Genomic DNA, 18,945 nt, shown 5'->3' on the forward strand with positions numbered 1-18,945 from the left:
ATCATCTCATGGCAACAGTCTTATTCCAAGAAACAAACACACGGTATACGGATCAAACGGAAGTCGCTGACTTCCTCGCATCGCGCGGCGTTCTTTACGAACAATGGGACGTCTCAAAACTACCAGCACCTCTCGTCGAGAACTTCACACTGACGGATGCCGACAAACAAACGATTCTCGATACGTTCGCTCCAGAAATCAAAGACGTATCAGAACGTCGTGGATATCAGACAGCTGATATCATTTCACTTTCGGATACGACACCGAACCTTGACGAGTTGCTCGTCAACTTCCAGAAAGAACATCATCACACGGATGATGAAGTCCGTTTCATCGTAAGCGGTCACGGCGTCTTCGCGATCAAAGACGAAGAAGTCGGCTACTATAACATCGAACTCAATCCTGGTGATTTGATTTCTGTTCCTGTCAATACACGCCACTACTTTACGCTCCAAGAGGATCGGAAAGTCGTCGCTGTTCGAATTTTCGTCACGACGGATGGCTGGGTTCCAATTTACGAGAACGAGACATCCACGGTCTCTTAAGAACGACAAAAGCGTTGATTTCTTCTATATAAGGAGAATCGGCGCTTTTTCTTATCTCACAAACATATCACTACATCGACACGTAACAGATATAATGAGGGAAAAGCGATTGGGGAGTGAGCAACATGCATATTCGTCCTGTAACGGAACATGATTTACCCGCTGTTCTATCCATTTATAATGAAGGCATCGAAGACCGAATCGCAACGCTTGAGACGGATCGAAAAGATTTATCGTTCATGACCCAGTGGTATGCAGAGCGTACGCATCGCTACGCTGGATATGTCGCAGAAGATGAGACAGGTGTCCTCGGCTTCATTTCTCTTGATCCGTATAACCCGCGTCCTGTCTATGCGACAGTTGGTGAGATTTCCGTCTACATTACTCGAACACATCGCGGACAAGGGATCGGGACACAGTTGTTAGAAACTGCCGAACAACATGCGCGCGATCATCAGATGCATAAGCTGATTCTCTTTACCTTCCCGTTCAATAAAATCGGACAAAAGCTCTACATCCGTTCCGGATTCCGGATTGTTGGGACATTTAAGGAGCAAGGTCGCTTGAACGGCGAATACGTCGACGTCATGGCGATGGAGAAACGCTTACGATAGGATTCATTGAATGCCAGACGGGGAATAATCAATCCGAGTCATTGAGAGAGGATGAACCTAATGGATATTCAACAAATTCGTAATGCGACGCTTGTCGTCACGTATGCCAATCAAGTTTTACTGATTGATCCGTTTCTCGGCGAAAAAGGCAGTTTACCTCCTTTCGGTCAAACGCCGAATGCCGTCGCCAATCCACTCGTCGACTTACCGGTCGATGTTAAGACACTGCTCGATCCTGACGCTGTCTTCGTCACGCATCTGCACGCGGATCATTTCGATGATGCTGCAAAACAATTTCTACCCAAGCATTTGCCATTCTATGCGCAGCAAGAAGAAGACGCACGGCAAATCCGAGAAGCCGGCTTCACGAACGTCTCTTCCTTCGATTCCGGTGTGACGATCGGTGATATCCAGGTCCATCGAACAGGTGGACAGCATGGTGTCGGTGAAATCGGTGAACGAATGGGACATGTCTCCGGACTCGTCCTCACGCATCCGGACGAACCGACGCTTTATATCGCAGGTGATACGATCTGGTGTGACGAGGTCGCGCATGCGATTGAACAACATACACCAGATATCATCGTCGTCAACAGTGGGGCTGCCCAGTTCCTGACGGGAGAACCGATCACGATGTCGCAGCGTGATCTCCTTGCCGTACACGAAGCAGCAGCGGAAGCAACGATCATCGTCTCGCACCTCGAGTCCGTCAATCACTGTCTCCTGCGGCGCGACATGATTGCTGACTTTTTAGCTGCTTTCCACCTCTCTGCCCATTTCCTCATTCCGGAAGATGGCGAAACGATGTCATTTTAAGAACAAATCAAAAGTCTCTTTTCGAAATTCATCGAAAAGAGACTTTTTTCATGGAATGACCAATCCTAATAATCGAGCGAAGGCGACTGCTTGTTCTTCCGTAATGACTGCGCCCGGTAAAAATCGCGGATCGATTGTGATACCAGAGAGTTCCGTCTGCCGGAGATCAAGACCTTTTAATGGTGTTTCAATCCATTGGCTATCAGTAAGCCGGACCGCTTCGAGTTTCCAATGGGTCGGTTTCACTTCGAAGAACTGTGCTTCTTTCATCGTCGTTTCACTCCAATGCTGATGACGGACAGTACTACGAATGAACTGGGCATAGTCTGCGAGTCCTTCTTCGATCGTCAGATGATCAATCGTACAATCTTCAAACTGAACACCCGTCATCCGGCATCCGACGAAAGACACGCGGTGAAAACGGGTTTCTTGGAAGTGACATCCTGTTAAGTCACATTGCTCGAAACGAATATCTTCGAACGAACCGCGGTCAAAGGTGAGGTTCGCGAACGAGACATTTTGAAAACATACTTGATAGGCATCGATACGCTCCGTCAGTTCGACAGGCATCGACTCCTTTTCATAACGTGCTCCTTTCAGATATGGATCGTCGATTTCGACTTGATCGAACGTCTCTGCTTGAAGCGTTTTCGGTAATTCTGGTAAACGGATAACGATCTCTTTCATAAAAATTCCCCCTTTTTCTCTCCTTTAGTGTATCAAACTCCTTTTGCATAAGGGTCAATCGTTCGAATTCCCTCTTTTTTCAACAGTTTTTTATTTTGAGACACTTTGAGACCATGCTATAGTCAAAGAAAATCAAAATAAGAACATATGTTCTTTTATGTAAAGGAGTGATTCAAATGTTTCCTTCCGTCGTTTTACCACAGAATAAACGTATTTTTTGTGTTGACAGTGTTTCTTTCTACGCCAGCTGTGAATGCCAGTATCGCAATCTCCCTCCCTTAACGACACGTCTTGCGGTCGTCTCCGATTTAAAACGAAGCGGATCCGTCATTCTCGCCGCTACTCCCGCCTTAAAAGCGCTTGGAATCAAGACAGCCGGTCGACTGTACGAAATCGAGCAATTACCCTACGCCATTCGTCGTACGATTCAACTCGTCGAACCGCGCATGCTCGCTTATATGAAAACGTCGATTCGTGTTTTAGATGTCCTGCATCAATTTGCCCCACCTGAAGCGATTCGTGTCTATTCGATTGACGAAAGTTTCATTGACATGACTGGAACCGATCGCCTGTTTGGTTCCGATCTGCAAGCTGCCAAAAAGATTCAAGAAGCGATTCTGAAGCAGACCGGCATTCACGTCCGCATCGGGATTGGTCCAAATAACGTCATCGCGAAACTGACGCTTGACTTAATCGGGAAAAAAGAAGGCATCGCACAATGTGGATACGCTGATGTCGCACGACGTCTCCATGATTTTCCGATTCGGAAGATGTGGGGAGTCGGACACCGCATGGAACAACATCTGCAGATGATGGGGATTGAAACGATTGGTGACCTTGCCATGCGCCCAGTCGAAGAGTTACATGAACGCTTCGGTGTCATCGGCGCCGAACTATGGCACCACGCTTGGGGTCTTGACGCGTCACCGACACTGCTTGCCCCTCGCCATTTGTTCGAGAAAGCCCCTCAACGGACGATTGGACACGGTGTGACCTTGATGCAGGACTATTATCAATTCGAACGTATCCGGAATGTGCTCAACGAACTCGTGCAGGATGTTGCGGCACGTTGCCGCTTTTCGAATCAAGTTGGTTGGACTGTTCATATCGGTGTCCGCTATTCTCGAAACGTCGTCCGAAGTGGCTTCTCGCGTCAAGTCCGGTTGCCTTATCCGACATCCGATGAGCGAATCATTCTGCGTCATGTCTTACAATTATTCGAACCGAATTGGCTTGACGGGGAACCCGTTCGTTTTTTATCTGTCACAGTGGGACATCTAACTGCCGATCAAGGCACCTTACAGTTATCCTTGTTCGAGGATAATACGCGACTCTGGAAGCGGCGGCGGTTATTAAAAGCAATGGACATCGTTAACCTCCGCTACGGGAAAGGAACGATTCGTCTCGCTGTCTCGTTTCTCGATACGAGCGTCGCCAAACGGCGGCTTCGTTTCGTTGGCGGTCATCCAGGAGGTGATCTTCATGACAGCGTATCGTGATCGAGGGAATTTAAAGTGGATCCCTTTTCTCATGCCGGAGCACTTGCAATTGCTCCGGGAGTATTATGTCCAAATGCATCAGCTCGACTTGCCTGAAATCGATGAACAACTGCAAGAATCGTGGCACTTTCTACTTCAAGAGGCTTTAATAGAAGGAAACGAACTCGAAATCACGTATTATAAGGAAAGTAGCTACGTGACGGTCGTCGGTTTTGTTGAACGGCTAGAGCCTGAACGTTCTGTTCTCTTTCTGCGTGGTCGTGTTGCAGTAGAAATCTCCTTCACACGAATCGTTCGGATCGAAAACGGGTAAGCTTTCATACAGATAGCCGCTTCAAATCGTGCCCGGAAAGAAGGAATAGTTATGTTGGATTGGTTCACTTCCCTCCCCGTCGTCGTGCAAGCATTACTTGCCGGTATGATGACTTGGGGATTAACCGCACTTGGTGCGGCACTCGTTTTCGTCTTTACAACGATTGAAAAACGCGTCATGAACATGATGCTTGGTTTTGCAGCCGGTGTCATGATCGCCGCTTCATTCTGGTCTTTGCTCGCCCCAGCGATCGAATTCACGGAGCAGGACGGTGGCATCGCGTGGATTCCTGCTGCAATTGGATTCCTTGCGGGTGGATTTTTCGTCCGTCTCCTTGACTTCGTCACACCGCATTTGCACTTATCCGCACCACTTGAAACAGCTGAAGGTCCTTCAACAGGACTTAAGAAAACGACGTTGCTGTTTCTTGCGATCACATTGCATAACATTCCGGAAGGTCTTGCGATCGGTGTCGCTTTTGGTGCCGCTGCCTTGAATATGGACGGAGCGACCGTCGCCGGGGCTTTGACACTCGCACTCGGGATTGGCATTCAAAACATGCCCGAAGGTGCTGCGTTATCGATTCCGTTACGCGGTGAAGGGATGTCGCGCCGGCGTGCCTTTCATTACGGTCAATTGTCAGCAATCGTTGAACCGATTGCCGCGATGGTCGGTGCGGCGGCTGTCTTCTTCGTTCAACCACTTCTACCATATGCGTTATCGTTTGCTGCTGGTGCGATGATTTTCGTCGTCGTCGAAGAATTGATTCCGGAATCACAAGCAGAGAACGGATCCGATTTAGCGACACTTGGTCTAATGGTCGGTTTCACGGTCATGATGATTCTCGATGTCGCTTTAGGTTGAGCTCAAAAGCAACGAGCAGTGGATTGAATCCTCCACTGCTAGTTTATCTATTCCCATTCGAATCATTATTCAATTTGAAGTTGTCCTGACCTTGTGTGATAAGCGGAGGATTTTATTCAAGATGCCGTCCTACACACAAACTTCGTCTTGAAGTTTGCGTTGCTGTCCTAAGTATTTCGTCTCTCTTGCTTTCTATGATCGAAGTGCGTCTTCACGGATCAGATTGGTCACGTTCCCTCAGACCTGCGCCCGATATTCCGATTGGTTCTATCTCACAAGAATAAAACATGATATGTTTTTACATAGCACATCATTATAGAAGGAGATTACCATGCATATCATTGAACTCTTGAAAGCTCTTTTACTCGGTTTCGTCGAAGGAATGACGGAATTCGCACCTGTCTCTTCAACAGGTCATATGATCATCGTTGATGACATGTGGTTACAAACAACCGAATTTCTCGGTAAATACTCAGCGAACACCTTTAAGGTCGTCATCCAGCTCGGATCAATCCTTGCGGTCATCGTCGTCTTTTGGAAACGTCTCTTCAGTTTGATTGGTCTGTATAAAATTGAAGGAGAACACGATGCGACGGGTACACACAAGTTAAAACTACGTCACGTTTTGATCGGTCTATTACCTGCTGCTATCCTCGGATTATTATTCGAAGACTTCATCGATGAGAACCTCTTCTCGATTGAAACAGTCATCATCGGTCTTGCGGTCGGTGCCCTCTTGATGATTGCAGCCGACAAACTCGGACCAAAGGAACCGAAAACGACATCGCTTGATCAGATTACATATCGCCAAGCAGCATTCGTCGGTCTGTTCCAATGTATTTCCCTTTGGCCTGGCTTCTCCCGTTCTGGTTCAACGATTTCAGGAGGGGTCTTCCTCGGCATGAATCACCGGACGGCAGCTGACTTCACGTTCATCATGGCCGTACCGATCATGTTCGGTGCCAGTTTCCTCTCACTCGTTAAGAACTGGGATAACATTCATGCGAGTGATTTCGGTTTCTATGCCGTCGGATTTATCGCATCGTTCGTGTTTGCCCTCTTATCGATTCGCTTCTTCTTGAAGCTGATCAACAAGATCAAACTCGTCCCGTTCGCGATCTACCGTCTTGTCTTAGCAGCTGTTCTTGCTGTCATCGTCTACATGTAAATTCTAACCGTTAGCTATTTTAGCTGACGGTTTTTTATTTTTTTTGAAACTAATTCATTCGGTTAAGGGTATATAGGGATGAGACATACTTAAAGGAGTGAACGCCATATGGCACGCAGAAGTCGGAGTCGATCAAAACTCCCATTAATCATCGGAGTCGTTGTCGTCGTCGTGATTGCGTTTTTAGCAATCGGCCAATACAACAGCCTCGTCAATGTAGAAGAAGATGTATCGAATAAATGGTCGCAAGTCGATAACCAGATCAAGCGTCGTGCGGATTTAATTCCGAACCTCGTCGAAACGGTCAAAGGTGTCGCGGGTCAAGAAGAAAAAGTATACGGCAAAGTCGCTGAAGCTCAAGCTGGTCTTGCGCGCGCCGCGTCAACCGAACAACGGATTGAAGCCGATCAACAAGTCACGTCTTCGCTTCGTGGATTGATTGCTTTGCAAACCACTTATCCGGAACTAAAATCAAGCGAACGATTCCAATCATTGATGGATACGCTGGAAGGAACAGAAAATCGTCTCGGGATCGCCCGCAAGGATTACAACGATGCCGTGACGCTTTATAACAAAAAACGTCGGAGCTTCCCAACAGCACTCTATGCCTCTGCATTCGGATTTGAGAAAAAGACGTATTACGAAATTTCAGACAGCGACCGAGAAAATCCGACTGTCGACTTTAACAGTGATTCGAAATGATTCGGCGGTGGACGCGACTTCTGTTGAGCGCGTTCCTCGTCTTCTTCCTCTTCGTTCCGACGGCTAGTGCCGTTTCAGAACGAACGGGAGCAGCCTTTTTCATTCAAGATGATGCTCAGTTGCTCACACCGTCGGAAGAAGCCGAACTCGCGCAACTCGGTCAGGAACTCGAACAGTACACGACGGCGCAAGTCGTGCTGAAGACGGTTCCCGATCTAAAAGGACAGGACTTAAGTTCTTACGCCAATGAAACATTCCGGCGACAAGGAATCGGTCAAAAAGGAAAAGACAATGGTGTACTCGTCGTCGTCGCTCCGAACGAAAAGAATCGCCAATTTCGGATCGAGGTCGGTTATAAACTCGAAGGGGTTCTGACCGATATCACGGCCGGTCGTATCCTCGATCAATACGCGGTTCCTTATAAAGAGAATGGTGAGTATGGAAAAGCAGCAAGCGAAACATACAAAGCTGTCGTCAGTGTCATTTCAAAAGATCAGTCGCTTGAGTCGCAAGACCCTCCGAAATCTCAAAACGATGGTGGGCTTCCGCTGTGGACGAAGATTCTGATCGGTGCCGGATTACTGATCTTATTGTTCCTCGACATGAAGTTCACCGGCGGTATGTTCTTCTTTGCGATTTTGAACATTTTTTCCGCGATCATGCGCGGTGGCGGTGGTGGAAACGGCGGTAGTCGTGGTGGTGGCGGAAGTTCCGGCGGCGGTGGTGCCGAACGTTAGAAAAGGAGTCGGTTTTCATGAGGATTATCTTAGGGTATTACATCCTCCTGACACTCATCGGATTTGGCTCGATGTGGCAGGATAAACGTCGAGCACGACAACATGCTTACCGGACACCGGAAGCGACACTATTGACGATTGCTTTTCTCGGTGGTGCGCTTGGTTCTTGGATCGGTATGTATACAGTCCGGCACAAGACACGGAAAGCGAAATTTCAATGGTTGGTGCCACTTGCAGCTGTGTTGCATCTCGCTTTCTGGATATTTTACACTTCACAATGAAATCATGTGACCGATAGAGAAGAGAACGTACGGAAATGCATCCGTCGTTCCCTTCTCTTTTTTATATGAGGTCAATGATTATGAAAATAGGTTTAATTTCTTTTTCTCTCAGGGTAAAGAGTTTAACCAATTTAATAAATACATCTTTTGATGTATCGAGAGGTGGACATCTTTTATGTGGCATCCTTGCGCCGAATGTACGACATCAATCCGTTTCGTCGAAGCTGGAGCACTCCATATCCAATCACCAACACCAGAAATCTATTCCTATCAATCGTTCGAACAACTCGAACAGTTACTAACATCGCTCTTGCGTGTAGCGGATTATTCGGTATCCTGTCGCGCCACACAATCGCGTTATGTGACAGCACCCATTCTAGCTTCAGCACTTCTAGAACAACTAAAGCATCGGTCAGCAATTGATTTTATCCAACACGGTGTCATGACGAGCCATTTGCAACCGATTTATGATATTCAACAAAATGTACTCGTTGCGAATGAAGCATTACTGCGAGCAGCAGATGACAACACTCCTATCTCACCAGGTGTCCTATTCTCAACAGCATCGAAGATGGGGCTTCATTCTCGGCTTGATCAACGGGCGCGCGAAGAAGCGATTCGCGCGACACATCATATCGGTGGCACAACAAAAACGTTCATCAACTTTCTCCCTTCGACGATCTATAATCCGGAGTACTGCCTGCGCCATACGTTTGAAATCGTTGATCGTTATCAAGTTGATCCAAGTCGGCTTGTCTTCGAAGTCGTCGAAACGGAAAAAATTGAAGACGTCAACCATTTGAAACACGTCTTCGAACAGTATAAAAAGCAAGGCATTCAAGTGGCACTAGACGATGTCGGCGCTGGTTTCTCAACACTTGATATGTTGTCCTTGCTTCAACCGGATTATATTAAGATCGATCGTTCCTTCATCGATCACTGCGATACGAACTCAGAGAACGAAGCGTTCTTACGAAAAGCCCGTTATCTAACGCGAGAAATGGGGATTCAAATCTTAGCTGAAGGCATCGAACGTCAAGAAGAACTCGATTTTTGCCGCGAACTCGGCTTTGATCTTGGTCAAGGATACCTACTCGGTCGTCCCACTCCTTACGCTCATTTGGCGAAAGCACAATAAAAATACGCACATGGACCGTCTGATTCGGAACATGTGCGTATTTTTAGGTTAAGAAGTCGAAACGGACACTGTCTCGTTCTGTGTGATGGCATCGACTAGTTGTTCTGCTGATACGATTGGACGCAACAGACGGCACAGCTCCTCTTTCGATGTTTGAAAAGCAAGTGCTTCGACAATGTTGAGCGAAACTCCGAAATCAGTGAGTGTCGTTGGCTGCTCTTGTGCAAGAAGGTAGTCACGCAACTCTATATAATCATCATCATGTCCGAGCAGCTTCTCTTGGACGAGTAACCCGTAACCGACCTTACTCCCATGTAAGAACTCATGAGTTTCTGGATAAGGAGATAATGCGTTATGTACCGCGTGTCCGATTGCACCGCGTGTCGCCGCATCACCAAAACCTCCAATGCTTCCGGCTAATGGAATGACGGTCTCGACGAGGTATTGGATTTCAGCTGGATATTCACGAAAACGTTTTTCTGTCACATTCGTCGACAAAATGAGGTCCTTGCATCGCTCAGCTGTCCGGAGTGCCGTCTCGATGACGGGATCGCTTGCTGTAGACCCACTCAAGGCACGTGCTTCATACCATTTTGCTAGCGTATCGACGAGTCCGGCGACAAAATAATCATACGGACTCGTTGCGATGATACGATGATCGAGTAAAAGAGCTTCAATCACGACAGGAAACGTGTCAAATCGAATATACTGTCCCTGTTCGTTATACATGACACTGAGCGGAGTCCACGGGGCACAGTTCGAGACAATCGTCGGAATGACGATGACAGGACGTTGTAATTGAAACGCGACCTGTTTTGCCGTATCGATGACACTCCCACCTCCGAGTGCGAGAATCACATCATACGGAGCACATACTTGTTTGAAGAATGCCACCTGTTGATCCGTACAATGTCCTTCAAATAAAAAGCGGGGAACATCCGGTAAAGCAAAAGCAGCTGCTTCGTAGGCTTGACGTCCATGAATCAAGACTGCCGAACGGTTACCTATTATTTCTTCGAGTTGATCGAGTGCGTGTTCCTCATGTATGTATTGTAAAACAGCTTGTCGAATCACAGAATCGCCTCCTAATATTTGTTATCGCTCAGTATACGCAAAAGAACGCGCTTCGGCAATCATTCGATTTTTATAGGAGGAGCGCGTACACTAGACAAGAAAAGAATTTACTATAAAGGAGTCGATGAATCGATGCAACAGATCACGTTAAATAACGGTATCAGCATGCCCCAACTCGGATATGGTGTTTTTAAAGTACCGGAAGAAGAAGTATATGAAGCGGTCAGCGAAGCGCTTCGCGCCGGGTATCGCTCAATCGATACGGCGATGATTTATGAGAACGAAGAAGGCGTCGGTCGTGCTCTGCGTGACTCGGGTATTCCCCGGGAAGAGATCTTTCTGACGACGAAAGTCTGGAATTCCGATCATGGCTATGAAGAGACACTTGCCGCTTTTGAGACGAGTCTGCAAAAGCTCGGCGTTGATTATGTTGATTTGTATCTGATTCATTGGCCAATGCCTAAAGAAGATCGCTATGTCGAGACATGGCGAGCGCTCGAGCATCTCTATGCAGAAGGGAAGACGCGTGCCATCGGTGTCTCGAACTTCCATATTCCTCACTTGGAACGAATTTTAGCCGAAGGATCGGTTGTTCCTGCCGTCAATCAGATTGAACTCCATCCGTTTCTTAGCCAAGAAGCGATTCGAGACTTTTGCCGCAAGCAAGGTATCGTCGTCGAAGCATGGAGTCCGTTGATGAAAGGACGCGATGCGTTGACGCATCCGGTCATCGTCGATATCGCCGACCGTCATCAGAAAACACCTGCTCAAGTCGTTCTCCGTTGGCACTTGCAACATGACATCGTCGCGATTCCGAAATCCGTCACACCAAGCCGGATTCGCGAAAATCTCGATGTCTTCGACTTCAGCTTGTCAGACACTGATATGCAAGCGATTGATCAATTGAACGCTAATGTGCGTACAGGATCAAATCCGGATGATAAATAAAACGAGACGATTCTCGTTTTATCTCCATACAAAAAGAAGGTACTTTTCAGATTTTATCCGAAAGGTACCTTCTTCGATTATGACCCTGACGTGTGATTCCATTCTATTATTTTAGCGGTCTAAATTATTTCCATGGTCTTGCTTGGCAATGTCATTCGATTGATGTTTGGATTGACGATGTTCTTCACCGTCTTGCGTTGCATCCTGTTCTTTTTCCTCGTATTCTGTTTCTGGACGCCGGAAATCATCATCCCGACGCATCGCAATATTCGGTTCTCGGTTTCCATCGAGCTTTTTCGAATGATCGATTGCTTGCTCGTCTTGCGGCATCTTATCGGTACCTGCGCGATGCAAATCAATCTCCGCGTGCTCTTCCTTTGAATCCTTATCAACGTCAAGCGAATTACCTGAGCCAAGCTGTGCGTTAGAATTAGCGTCTGATGACGTATGCGTTTCTTCTCCACTACCATAACGGACTTTTACATCAGGATGTGTGTTGTCTGTATTTAAATGTGGATCGAACTGGATGTCTTGGACTTCAAGTAACAGAACAAAGCCCCCACCTTCGACTTCCGTTTTTCGTTGTTCGATTTCATTATCTGATAGATCAAGTGACTCGAACAGATCATCGACTTCTTGATCACGACCTTTGTTCCCACGAATCCGGTCCATCCAAGACGGTTTTGTTGTCGCGATTTCTGCGTCCATCTGGCTACGGACGAGTGCGATATTCGACTTCTCCTTGACGATCACGTAAAAGTCTTCTTCCCGATGTCCTTGAATGTGTAGTTCGTCCATTTTTGAGATCAATTCGTCTTCTGAATAGAACGTTCCGATATATTGTTTCGTTTTCATGGATGTTCTCCCCTTATTAACACGATTTGTCATGCGTAGCTTCTATAAGGAGTATTTCCTCTTTTGCATTAAAATATGCCAAAAAATATGCGTTCCGTTAAAACGTCATCTGTTTGACATGTAAACGGTCATTCGCCGACAAGTTTTAAACCGATCGTCGCACTTAAGACAAGACTGATACAGACGAGCCGTTTCCAGTCTTTTGATTCGTTATAAAGCACCATGCTGAGAATCGCTCCGCCCGCTGCTCCAATTCCTGTCCAGACCGCGTACGCTGTTCCCATCGGTAAGCCATTCATTGCAAGCGTCAAGAATAGAAAACTGAGTCCGAACCCTGTTCCCATCAACAGTAGATTCTTCGCATTCTTATTTTGATTAAATGTATTGATCAAGACGACACCAAACATCTCAAAGATTCCGGCAATGACTAAATACACCCAACTCATGCTGATTTCTCCTCTCCACTGACTAATTTTAGACCGATGACGCCAACGAGTAAGACAGCGATCAATGCTAATTTCATCACGGAAGCCGCTTGATCGAACAACACGATGTCCGTCAAGACCGTCCCTGCCGTCCCGAGACCAACGAAGACAGCATAGACCGTTCCGACCGGTAAATGGTTACTTGCTTTAATCAATACGGTGAAGCTAACGATGATACAGATGACTGTCGCTCCCCATTCGAATGGTGTTGCCGCATGTTTTAACCCGATGACCCAACCGACTTCAAAACACGCTGCGATAATGATCCCGATCCAATACTTTGCCATAGTAATTGCCTCCTAATAGATGATTTCAAATGAAAAAGCCCGGGAGCAAGCGAGACGATTCGCTTTACTCCCGGGCTTTTATCCCTCCGTTGCATGGACAAACGTCCATGTTCCTCCCTCGGTCCAGCCGTACGGAACCCTAGAGGATACTGCCTATTTCATTCGATACGTCCACCCTAGCACGCCCTTTTTCCCGTGTCAAACAGGAATTCGTCTTCGATTTGTCTAATAGAATTAAAGTGACTTCATCTGAAAGAGGAGGATGCTGCATGCGTTATAAAATCAATGACCAACTTCGGATTCGTCGTTTTACACCGGAAGATGTAGAAGCGGTCCACGCCTATGCGTCACAACCCATCGTCAGCCAATTTCAGTCGTGGGGACCGAATTCCGAGACCGATACGAAACAATTCCTGCACGATGCACTAGAAAGTGAACTCGAGACACCAAGACGTCGTTATGTCTTTGCCGTGACGTTTCCAAGTGACGTCGTCATCGGTGCCGGTGAACTCGTCATTACAGACGTGGAACATAAAATCGCCGAAATCGGATATGTCCTCTCACCCGATGAATGGGGAAATGGGTACGCGACGTCAATTGCCTCTTTCCTTCTTCAATTCGGTTTTGAAAAACTAGAATTACACCGAATCACAGCGACATGTGATCCACGGAACGTCGCTTCTGAACGTGTCTTACAAAAAGTCGGTATGACAAAGGAAGGACAGCTTCGCGAGACGGTCTATTTAGAAGACCACTGGCGCGACTCTTTAATTTACGGCATGCTCGACTGGGAATGGCAAGTCGATCATGAAGACGATGACTAAAATATGACTTCAAACGGTGTGCTTCGGCATACCGTTTTTTTATGCCCAATCTCCTATTTTTTTGATTTTCATCAATTTTTAAACAAGCGCATGCTACACTATTCCTAATGACAAATTTTAAGAATTGGAGTGAACCTCTTGATGAAAAAATGGACTGCTCATGTTGCTGGACTCGCTGCAACATTGATGTTGAGCTCGGTTCTACCCGCACCTGCTTTCGCTGAATCGCCACCTGCTCAACCGACGGCAGAAGTACAAACAGTCACAGAAACGACAGGAACGGCTTATTTGAAAGAGAATACCGCATTGCTACAAACAGCTGACTCTACCGCTGTCATCCAACAACTACCAGCAGGAATGACATTCAAGACGCTCGATACGGACGGTGATTTCACTCGTGTCAGTTGGCAAGAAGGAATTGCTTATGTCGCAACAAGTGCGTTAACGCAAACAGCGCCTGTCTTCCAAAAACAAGCAACGTTGACTTCGAAAAGTCCACTCTCATTAGTCGCTTCACCTTTTGACTCCACCGTCGTGACGACACTTCCCGCTTATCAGCGAATCGATACATACGGCACTTTTGACACGTTCACACGCCTGAAATGGAAAGAGCAATACGTCTACGTACCTACGACACAACTCGAGCAACTTCCGAAATTGGTTGGAACGCGTTATGCCAAACGAACGACTTCTCTCTTCGTTGAGCCGAAGACGACGAGCGCGAAGACAGCCGTCGTTCAAAATCAAGCATTTGAAACGTTCGGTACGACGGGTACTTTTACACTTGTTGCGACTAAAACGGGTTACGCCTTCGTATTGACGGCTGATTTAGCTGATGCGCCGGTCGAAAATTATCCGGAAACAGGACTGCGTTATGCCAAACGAACGACTTCTCTCTTCGTTGAACCGAAGACGACGAGCGCGAAGACAGCTGTTACTCAAAATCAAGCATTCGAAACGTTCGGTACGATCGGTACTTTTACACGCGTGGCGACTAAGACGGGTCACGCCTTCGTATTGACGGCTGATTTAGCTGATGCGCCGGTCGTGAACCATCCGGAAACAGGGCTACGTTACGTCCAACAGCAGACGACGGTCTATGCTACTGCGACTACGAAAGGGAAAGTCCTTCAATCGCTTCCTGTGAATACTTCGCTTCAAACGTACGGCATCGAGGGTTCATTTACACGAATCAAACGAAACGACGAGTATGCCTATATGCTGACGGCACATCTCGGTACATTGAAATACTATTCGAAGACTGCACGCCTCTATGTTCAGCGTGCTACACCGATCTATTCGGATGCCAAATCTTCAAGTCTTGTCTTAAAGCAACATCAAACGAATACGCTGCTGACGGTGTATGGCACAAGCGGTGCCTATAGCCGGATCATCTTCCGTGGAGTTCATGCTTACGTCAAGACAGCTGATCTCGGTACTGGAAAAGTTTATGCATCAACCGGGACACGATACGCGAAACGCAACTTGTCCGTCTACACATCTGCGTCGACGAAGAGCAAAATCATGTATTCCGTCAAACGAGCTGACAAGCTAACGATTTACGGCACAAGCGGCAGTTACACACGCTTGAAAAAAGGATCGGTCTACGGTTACGTCAAGACGACGGATCTCGTCACGAAAAAACCGGATCTGTATGACGTCACTGGTCAACGCTACGTGACGGAAGACGATGTCATCATTCGTTCGCAGGCAAAACTATCGGGTAAAAAAATCGGTACATTCAAAAAAGGGACCTCGATTTCGATCTACGGAAAAAGCGGTTATTATACACGCGTCAAATATAAAAACACCTTTGGTTTCGTCGATTCGAGTCGCATCGGACTGAACAAGCCGACGGCAAAAGCAAAAAAAGGCACGACATTTTATGTCCATCTGGACCAGACGCCCCTCTTCTCTGCCGACGTGGCTTACAGTCGCCCAGCTGCCTATTTGAAGAAAGGGACGAAATTAATCGGTCTAAAATCAATTGATGATGACTTTTGGCAAGTTCGCCTGGCAAATGGTCAAACCGGTTACGTCCTCAACCCTTATATCAGCACGAGCAAACCCGATATGAAACTGACACAAAAAGCGATCGACCGGGCGAAAATCTATACGGTCAAACAGACGACGTCCTTCTTTGCGAGTCCAACAAGTCCAAAAGGTAGCGGACTCGTTGAACAAGGCAAACGCGTTTATCCGCGTCATCGAGTCGGAAACTTCTATGTCATCCAGTCAGGCTGGACACCTGTTTATCTTCCTGTATCCACTGTGACGATCACGTCCGATAAACGGGTCGTTAAAAAGAATAATACGCGTGGTGAAAAGCTGATCCAAGCAGCAGTCCAACATATCGGCACACCATACACATGGGGTTCGCAAGATGCCGTAAACGGTGGCTTCGACTGTTCCGGACTGATTCACTATGCGACGAACCAAGCTGGAAAATACGGTGGTCGGACGAACGTTCGTGGCTACTGGTATGGTGCGTTCTTCACGAATCGCCGGACGAGCATCTCAAGTGGTAAACGCTCAGATATCGTCTTCTTCCAGAACACCTATACAGACGGTCCATCGCATATTGGAATCATGCTTGATAACGAACACTTCATCCATGCGGGTGGTTCACAGCTGCAAATCAATTCAATCTATGAACCGCGTTGGCAGGAGCATTTCCTCGGCTTTAAATCGATGTAATAAAAAAGACGAATCCGTCGGTTTCGACGGGTTCGTCTCTTCTTATCGCAACACGTCAGAAAGTCATCTCGACGTATTTCGCCACTTGTCGGTCCATCAAGTATAATTCGATCTGTTCACGGTAGGCTTTATAGTGGTCGGATGCGATATGCGCTTCAAGCGCTTCTTCGTCCCGATACACTTCATACAACATGAATTGATGCTCATCCTCGATCGATTGGTGCAAGGAATAACGTAAGCATCCTTCTTCTTTTTGTGAAGCATGATAAACCGTTTGTAAAATCGGGAAGACTTGATCCGCAAGTCCAGCTTTGATTGTAAGTACAGCATTGACGACGATTTCTCCCATGTTACATTATCCCCTTTCGTGATTACCTGTATCTGTACCCATTTTCGCGAAAAGACACACGTTAAAGGAGCTTGAACATGCAAACTCAACTTTTTGAAGCACTCGAACAATTCGAACCGACAATGATCGCGTTACGTCGCGATTTTCATCGACACCCGGAACTCTCTTTCCAGGAAGTCCGCACACCAGAACGGATTGCCGCCTTTTACGCAGAACAGGGCATTCCTCATCAAACAGCCGTCGGAGGTCGTGGTGTCGTCGCGACGATCGAAGGCAAACAGCCTGGTCCGACGATTGCGGTCCGTGCCGATTTTGATGCTTTACCACTTCAAGAAGAGACGACGCTTGCCTTCCGGTCGATCCATCCCGGGGTCATGCATGCTTGTGGACACGATGGTCATACGGCGATCGTGATGGCCCTTGCTGCTACGCTCTATCCGTTACGCGATCAATTGCAAGGAACGATTCGGATCATCCACCAGCATGGAGAAGAGGTCTTCCCCGGTGGAGCAATCCAAATGATCGAAGCCGGCGTCCTCGAAGGGGTCGATGCAATTTTCGCGACACATCTCGAAAATGATTTACCGGTTGGCACGATCGGGTTCCGGGAAGGACATACATTGTGTGCGATCGACGAATTCGAAATCATCGTCCATGGTCAAGGTGGGCATGCCCAGGCACCGCATAAAACAAAAGATGCTCTCGTCGCTGGAGCGCAACTCGTCTGCAACTTACAACATCTCGTTAGTCGACGGGTCGATCCGTTTGAGCCGGCTGTTCTCGCAATCGGTTCTTTCCATGCAGGAACAGCACCAAATATTGTTACGGGTGAGGCACGCATTGTCGGGGAAATCCGAACGTTCAATGAGACACTTCGGCATCAGCTCCGGCAAGAAGTCGATCTTGTCGCTAAGACGACGTGTGCCGGCATCGGTGCTTCGTATTCGATTGACTTCACGACTGGTTACCCGGCGCTCTGGAATCACCCGGATGAGACAAAACTCGTTCAGGAAGCTGCTGCTTTCTTACCGGAAGCATCCGTCCGGGCACTCACACCAATGATGGCGGCGGACGACTTCGCACATTACTTAACATACGTCCCGGGTAGTTATTTCTTTACTGGCTCCGGATATACGGACGGTCGCGTCAACTATCCGCAGCACCATCCACAGTACGAGATCAATGAACAAGCGTTGTTGATCGGTGCGAAGACACTTGGAGCAACCGTTTTACGTGCCTTAAATTCTAAGGATTGACTTTATTTCTTTGTGAATGGTATCATCACAACAATGATAACGAATGACATCAACTTCATATACCCTTATCAAGAGTGGACCGAGAGATCTGGATCGATGACGTCCCAGCAACCTGCGCATAGCAAGGTGCTACGACCAGCAAAGCGAAAGCTTTGGTTGATAAAAAGCGGCGACTCCTTTTGCAACCAAGCGAAGGAGTCGTTTTCGTTTTCTCGCTGTCAGACATACAATGGGGATTTCCCACGGAGAGGAAGAGACAGATGGAAAAAGCAACATTTGCAGGTGGATGTTTTTGGTGCATGGTGACACCATTTGAAGAATTACCAGGAATCGAGGGAATCGTATCAGGTTACATGGGCGGACACGTCGATAACCCGACATACGAGCAAGTCAAAACAGGAACGACGGGACACCTCGAAGTCGTCCAAATCACGTTTGATCCGAGCCTGTTCCCATACGAGCGTTTACTTGAACTCTACTGGCCCCAAACGGATCCGACGGATGCAGAAGGTCAATTCCAAGATCGCGGTACGCAGTACGCACCAGCAATCTTCTATCATACGGATGCGCAGCATGAAGCTGCGATTACTTCTCGTGACGCTCTTGCTGCAAGCAACCGTTTCAAACAGCCAATCGTGACGCGGATCGATGCTGCTTCTGAATTTTATCCAGCGGAAGAGTACCACCAAGACTTCCATAAGAAAAATCCAGAACACTACAAAAAAGATCGTGCTGCTTCTGGTCGTGATGCCTTCATCGAACAGGAATGGAAAGATACGACGACGGTCTGATTCAAAAAAATGTAT

Annotated in this window: 22 protein-coding genes and 1 riboswitch; of the genes, 16 read left to right on the forward strand and 6 right to left on the reverse strand. The window is 47.4% G+C overall.

Going from position 1 to position 18,945, the window contains the following annotated elements:
• Positions 1 to 8 precede the first annotated feature (8 nt).
• The 3 genes from ASG02_RS11955 to ASG02_RS11965 all read left to right on the forward strand — a co-directional run bounded on the left by ASG02_RS11955 (position 9) and on the right by ASG02_RS11965 (position 1,975).
• Positions 9 to 545, forward strand: a complete 537-nt coding sequence (locus ASG02_RS11955; protein WP_035410968.1) for an acireductone dioxygenase — start codon at positions 9 to 11, stop codon at positions 543 to 545.
• A 125-nt stretch (positions 546 to 670) separates the two neighbouring features.
• Positions 671 to 1,159, forward strand: coding sequence for an arsinothricin resistance N-acetyltransferase ArsN1 family A (locus ASG02_RS11960; protein WP_056063724.1), 489 nt, complete (start codon positions 671 to 673; stop codon positions 1,157 to 1,159).
• Positions 1,160 to 1,219: 60 nt separating this feature from the next.
• Entirely contained in the window at positions 1,220 to 1,975 is a 756-nt protein-coding gene (locus tag ASG02_RS11965; protein WP_056063727.1) for an MBL fold metallo-hydrolase, read from the forward strand.
• A gap of 48 nt (positions 1,976 to 2,023) precedes the next feature.
• Here ASG02_RS11965 and ASG02_RS11970 read toward each other — a convergent pair whose 3' ends face one another.
• Complete coding sequence (locus tag ASG02_RS11970; protein ID WP_056063730.1) at positions 2,024 to 2,662, reverse strand: pentapeptide repeat-containing protein; 639 nt, start codon at positions 2,660 to 2,662, stop codon at positions 2,024 to 2,026.
• A 176-nt stretch (positions 2,663 to 2,838) separates the two neighbouring features.
• Here ASG02_RS11970 and ASG02_RS11975 point away from each other — a divergent pair, with 176 nt between their 5' ends.
• From ASG02_RS11975 to ASG02_RS12010, 8 genes are all read left to right on the forward strand, one after another.
• The gene (locus ASG02_RS11975; RefSeq protein WP_056063733.1) at positions 2,839 to 4,161 is read left to right on the forward strand and encodes a DNA polymerase; all 1,323 of its coding nucleotides are present in this window, start codon (positions 2,839 to 2,841) and stop codon (positions 4,159 to 4,161) included.
• Complete coding sequence (locus ASG02_RS11980) at positions 4,145 to 4,474, forward strand: YolD-like family protein (RefSeq protein WP_056063735.1); 330 nt, start codon at positions 4,145 to 4,147, stop codon at positions 4,472 to 4,474. Before ASG02_RS11975 ends, ASG02_RS11980 begins: the two co-directional genes overlap by 17 nt.
• A gap of 51 nt (positions 4,475 to 4,525) precedes the next feature.
• On the forward strand, positions 4,526 to 5,338 hold the full coding sequence (locus tag ASG02_RS11985; protein WP_023467025.1) for a ZIP family metal transporter: 813 nt from the start codon (positions 4,526 to 4,528) through the stop codon (positions 5,336 to 5,338).
• Between the two features lie 331 nt (positions 5,339 to 5,669).
• A complete protein-coding gene (locus ASG02_RS11990; protein ID WP_035410984.1) occupies positions 5,670 to 6,506 on the forward strand; it encodes an undecaprenyl-diphosphate phosphatase in 837 nt (278 codons plus the stop codon).
• Positions 6,507 to 6,614: 108 nt separating this feature from the next.
• The gene (locus ASG02_RS11995) at positions 6,615 to 7,208 is read left to right on the forward strand and encodes a LemA family protein (RefSeq protein ID WP_056063738.1); all 594 of its coding nucleotides are present in this window, start codon (positions 6,615 to 6,617) and stop codon (positions 7,206 to 7,208) included.
• Positions 7,205 to 7,945 (forward strand): YgcG family protein, encoded by a 741-nt coding sequence (locus tag ASG02_RS12000; protein WP_056063740.1) that lies wholly within the window; start codon positions 7,205 to 7,207, stop codon positions 7,943 to 7,945. The genes ASG02_RS11995 and ASG02_RS12000 overlap by 4 nt, the downstream gene beginning before the upstream one ends.
• Before the next feature lie 17 nt (positions 7,946 to 7,962).
• Positions 7,963 to 8,226, forward strand: a complete 264-nt coding sequence (locus tag ASG02_RS12005; RefSeq protein WP_035410989.1) for a DUF1294 domain-containing protein — start codon at positions 7,963 to 7,965, stop codon at positions 8,224 to 8,226.
• 175 nt (positions 8,227 to 8,401) lie between these two features.
• Positions 8,402 to 9,364: an EAL domain-containing protein gene (locus tag ASG02_RS12010; RefSeq protein ID WP_056063743.1), complete on the forward strand. Its 963-nt coding sequence runs from the start codon at positions 8,402 to 8,404 to the stop codon at positions 9,362 to 9,364.
• Between the two features lie 48 nt (positions 9,365 to 9,412).
• On the opposite strand, the gene ASG02_RS12015 is transcribed toward ASG02_RS12010, so the two are convergent.
• A complete protein-coding gene (locus tag ASG02_RS12015) occupies positions 9,413 to 10,438 on the reverse strand; it encodes an iron-containing alcohol dehydrogenase family protein (protein ID WP_056063746.1) in 1,026 nt (341 codons plus the stop codon).
• A gap of 132 nt (positions 10,439 to 10,570) precedes the next feature.
• Here ASG02_RS12015 and ASG02_RS12020 point away from each other — a divergent pair, with 132 nt between their 5' ends.
• The gene (locus tag ASG02_RS12020; protein WP_056063749.1) at positions 10,571 to 11,386 is read left to right on the forward strand and encodes an aldo/keto reductase; all 816 of its coding nucleotides are present in this window, start codon (positions 10,571 to 10,573) and stop codon (positions 11,384 to 11,386) included.
• A gap of 111 nt (positions 11,387 to 11,497) precedes the next feature.
• On the opposite strand, the gene ASG02_RS12025 is transcribed toward ASG02_RS12020, so the two are convergent.
• The 3 genes from ASG02_RS12025 to ASG02_RS12035 form a co-directional block, all read right to left on the reverse strand.
• The gene (locus ASG02_RS12025; RefSeq protein WP_056063752.1) at positions 11,498 to 12,241 is read right to left on the reverse strand and encodes a general stress protein; all 744 of its coding nucleotides are present in this window, start codon (positions 12,239 to 12,241) and stop codon (positions 11,498 to 11,500) included.
• 128 nt (positions 12,242 to 12,369) lie between these two features.
• A complete protein-coding gene (locus ASG02_RS12030) occupies positions 12,370 to 12,687 on the reverse strand; it encodes a multidrug efflux SMR transporter (RefSeq protein WP_056063756.1) in 318 nt (105 codons plus the stop codon).
• Positions 12,684 to 13,013, reverse strand: a complete 330-nt coding sequence (locus tag ASG02_RS12035) for a multidrug efflux SMR transporter (RefSeq protein WP_035411006.1) — start codon at positions 13,011 to 13,013, stop codon at positions 12,684 to 12,686. The genes ASG02_RS12030 and ASG02_RS12035 overlap by 4 nt, the downstream gene beginning before the upstream one ends.
• 269 nt (positions 13,014 to 13,282) lie before the next feature.
• Between ASG02_RS12035 and ASG02_RS12040 the strand changes: the two genes are divergently transcribed.
• Both ASG02_RS12040 and ASG02_RS12045 read left to right on the forward strand, forming a co-directional pair.
• Positions 13,283 to 13,837 carry a GNAT family N-acetyltransferase gene (locus ASG02_RS12040; RefSeq protein ID WP_035411009.1) on the forward strand — a complete coding sequence of 185 codons (555 nt, stop codon included), beginning with the start codon at positions 13,283 to 13,285 and terminating at the stop codon, positions 13,835 to 13,837.
• A 141-nt stretch (positions 13,838 to 13,978) separates the two neighbouring features.
• The gene (locus ASG02_RS12045) at positions 13,979 to 16,534 is read left to right on the forward strand and encodes a C40 family peptidase (protein WP_235514035.1); all 2,556 of its coding nucleotides are present in this window, start codon (positions 13,979 to 13,981) and stop codon (positions 16,532 to 16,534) included.
• 55 nt (positions 16,535 to 16,589) lie between these two features.
• Here ASG02_RS12045 and ASG02_RS12050 read toward each other — a convergent pair whose 3' ends face one another.
• Positions 16,590 to 16,883: a putative quinol monooxygenase gene (locus ASG02_RS12050; protein ID WP_035411012.1), complete on the reverse strand. Its 294-nt coding sequence runs from the start codon at positions 16,881 to 16,883 to the stop codon at positions 16,590 to 16,592.
• 77 nt (positions 16,884 to 16,960) lie between these two features.
• On the opposite strand from ASG02_RS12050, the gene ASG02_RS12055 reads away from it, so the two are divergent.
• The gene (locus ASG02_RS12055) at positions 16,961 to 18,139 is read left to right on the forward strand and encodes a M20 family metallopeptidase (protein ID WP_056063759.1); all 1,179 of its coding nucleotides are present in this window, start codon (positions 16,961 to 16,963) and stop codon (positions 18,137 to 18,139) included.
• A gap of 62 nt (positions 18,140 to 18,201) precedes the next feature.
• A riboswitch (SAM riboswitch) is annotated at positions 18,202 to 18,305 on the forward strand.
• A 94-nt stretch (positions 18,306 to 18,399) separates the two neighbouring features.
• On the forward strand, positions 18,400 to 18,930 hold the full coding sequence (gene msrA / locus ASG02_RS12060) for a peptide-methionine (S)-S-oxide reductase MsrA (RefSeq protein WP_056063762.1): 531 nt from the start codon (positions 18,400 to 18,402) through the stop codon (positions 18,928 to 18,930).
• The last annotated feature ends 15 nt before the right edge of the window (positions 18,931 to 18,945 follow it).

It is taken from the genome of Exiguobacterium sp. Leaf196 (assembly GCF_001423965.1).
Taxonomy (GTDB): Bacteria; Bacillota; Bacilli; order Exiguobacteriales; family Exiguobacteriaceae; genus Exiguobacterium_A.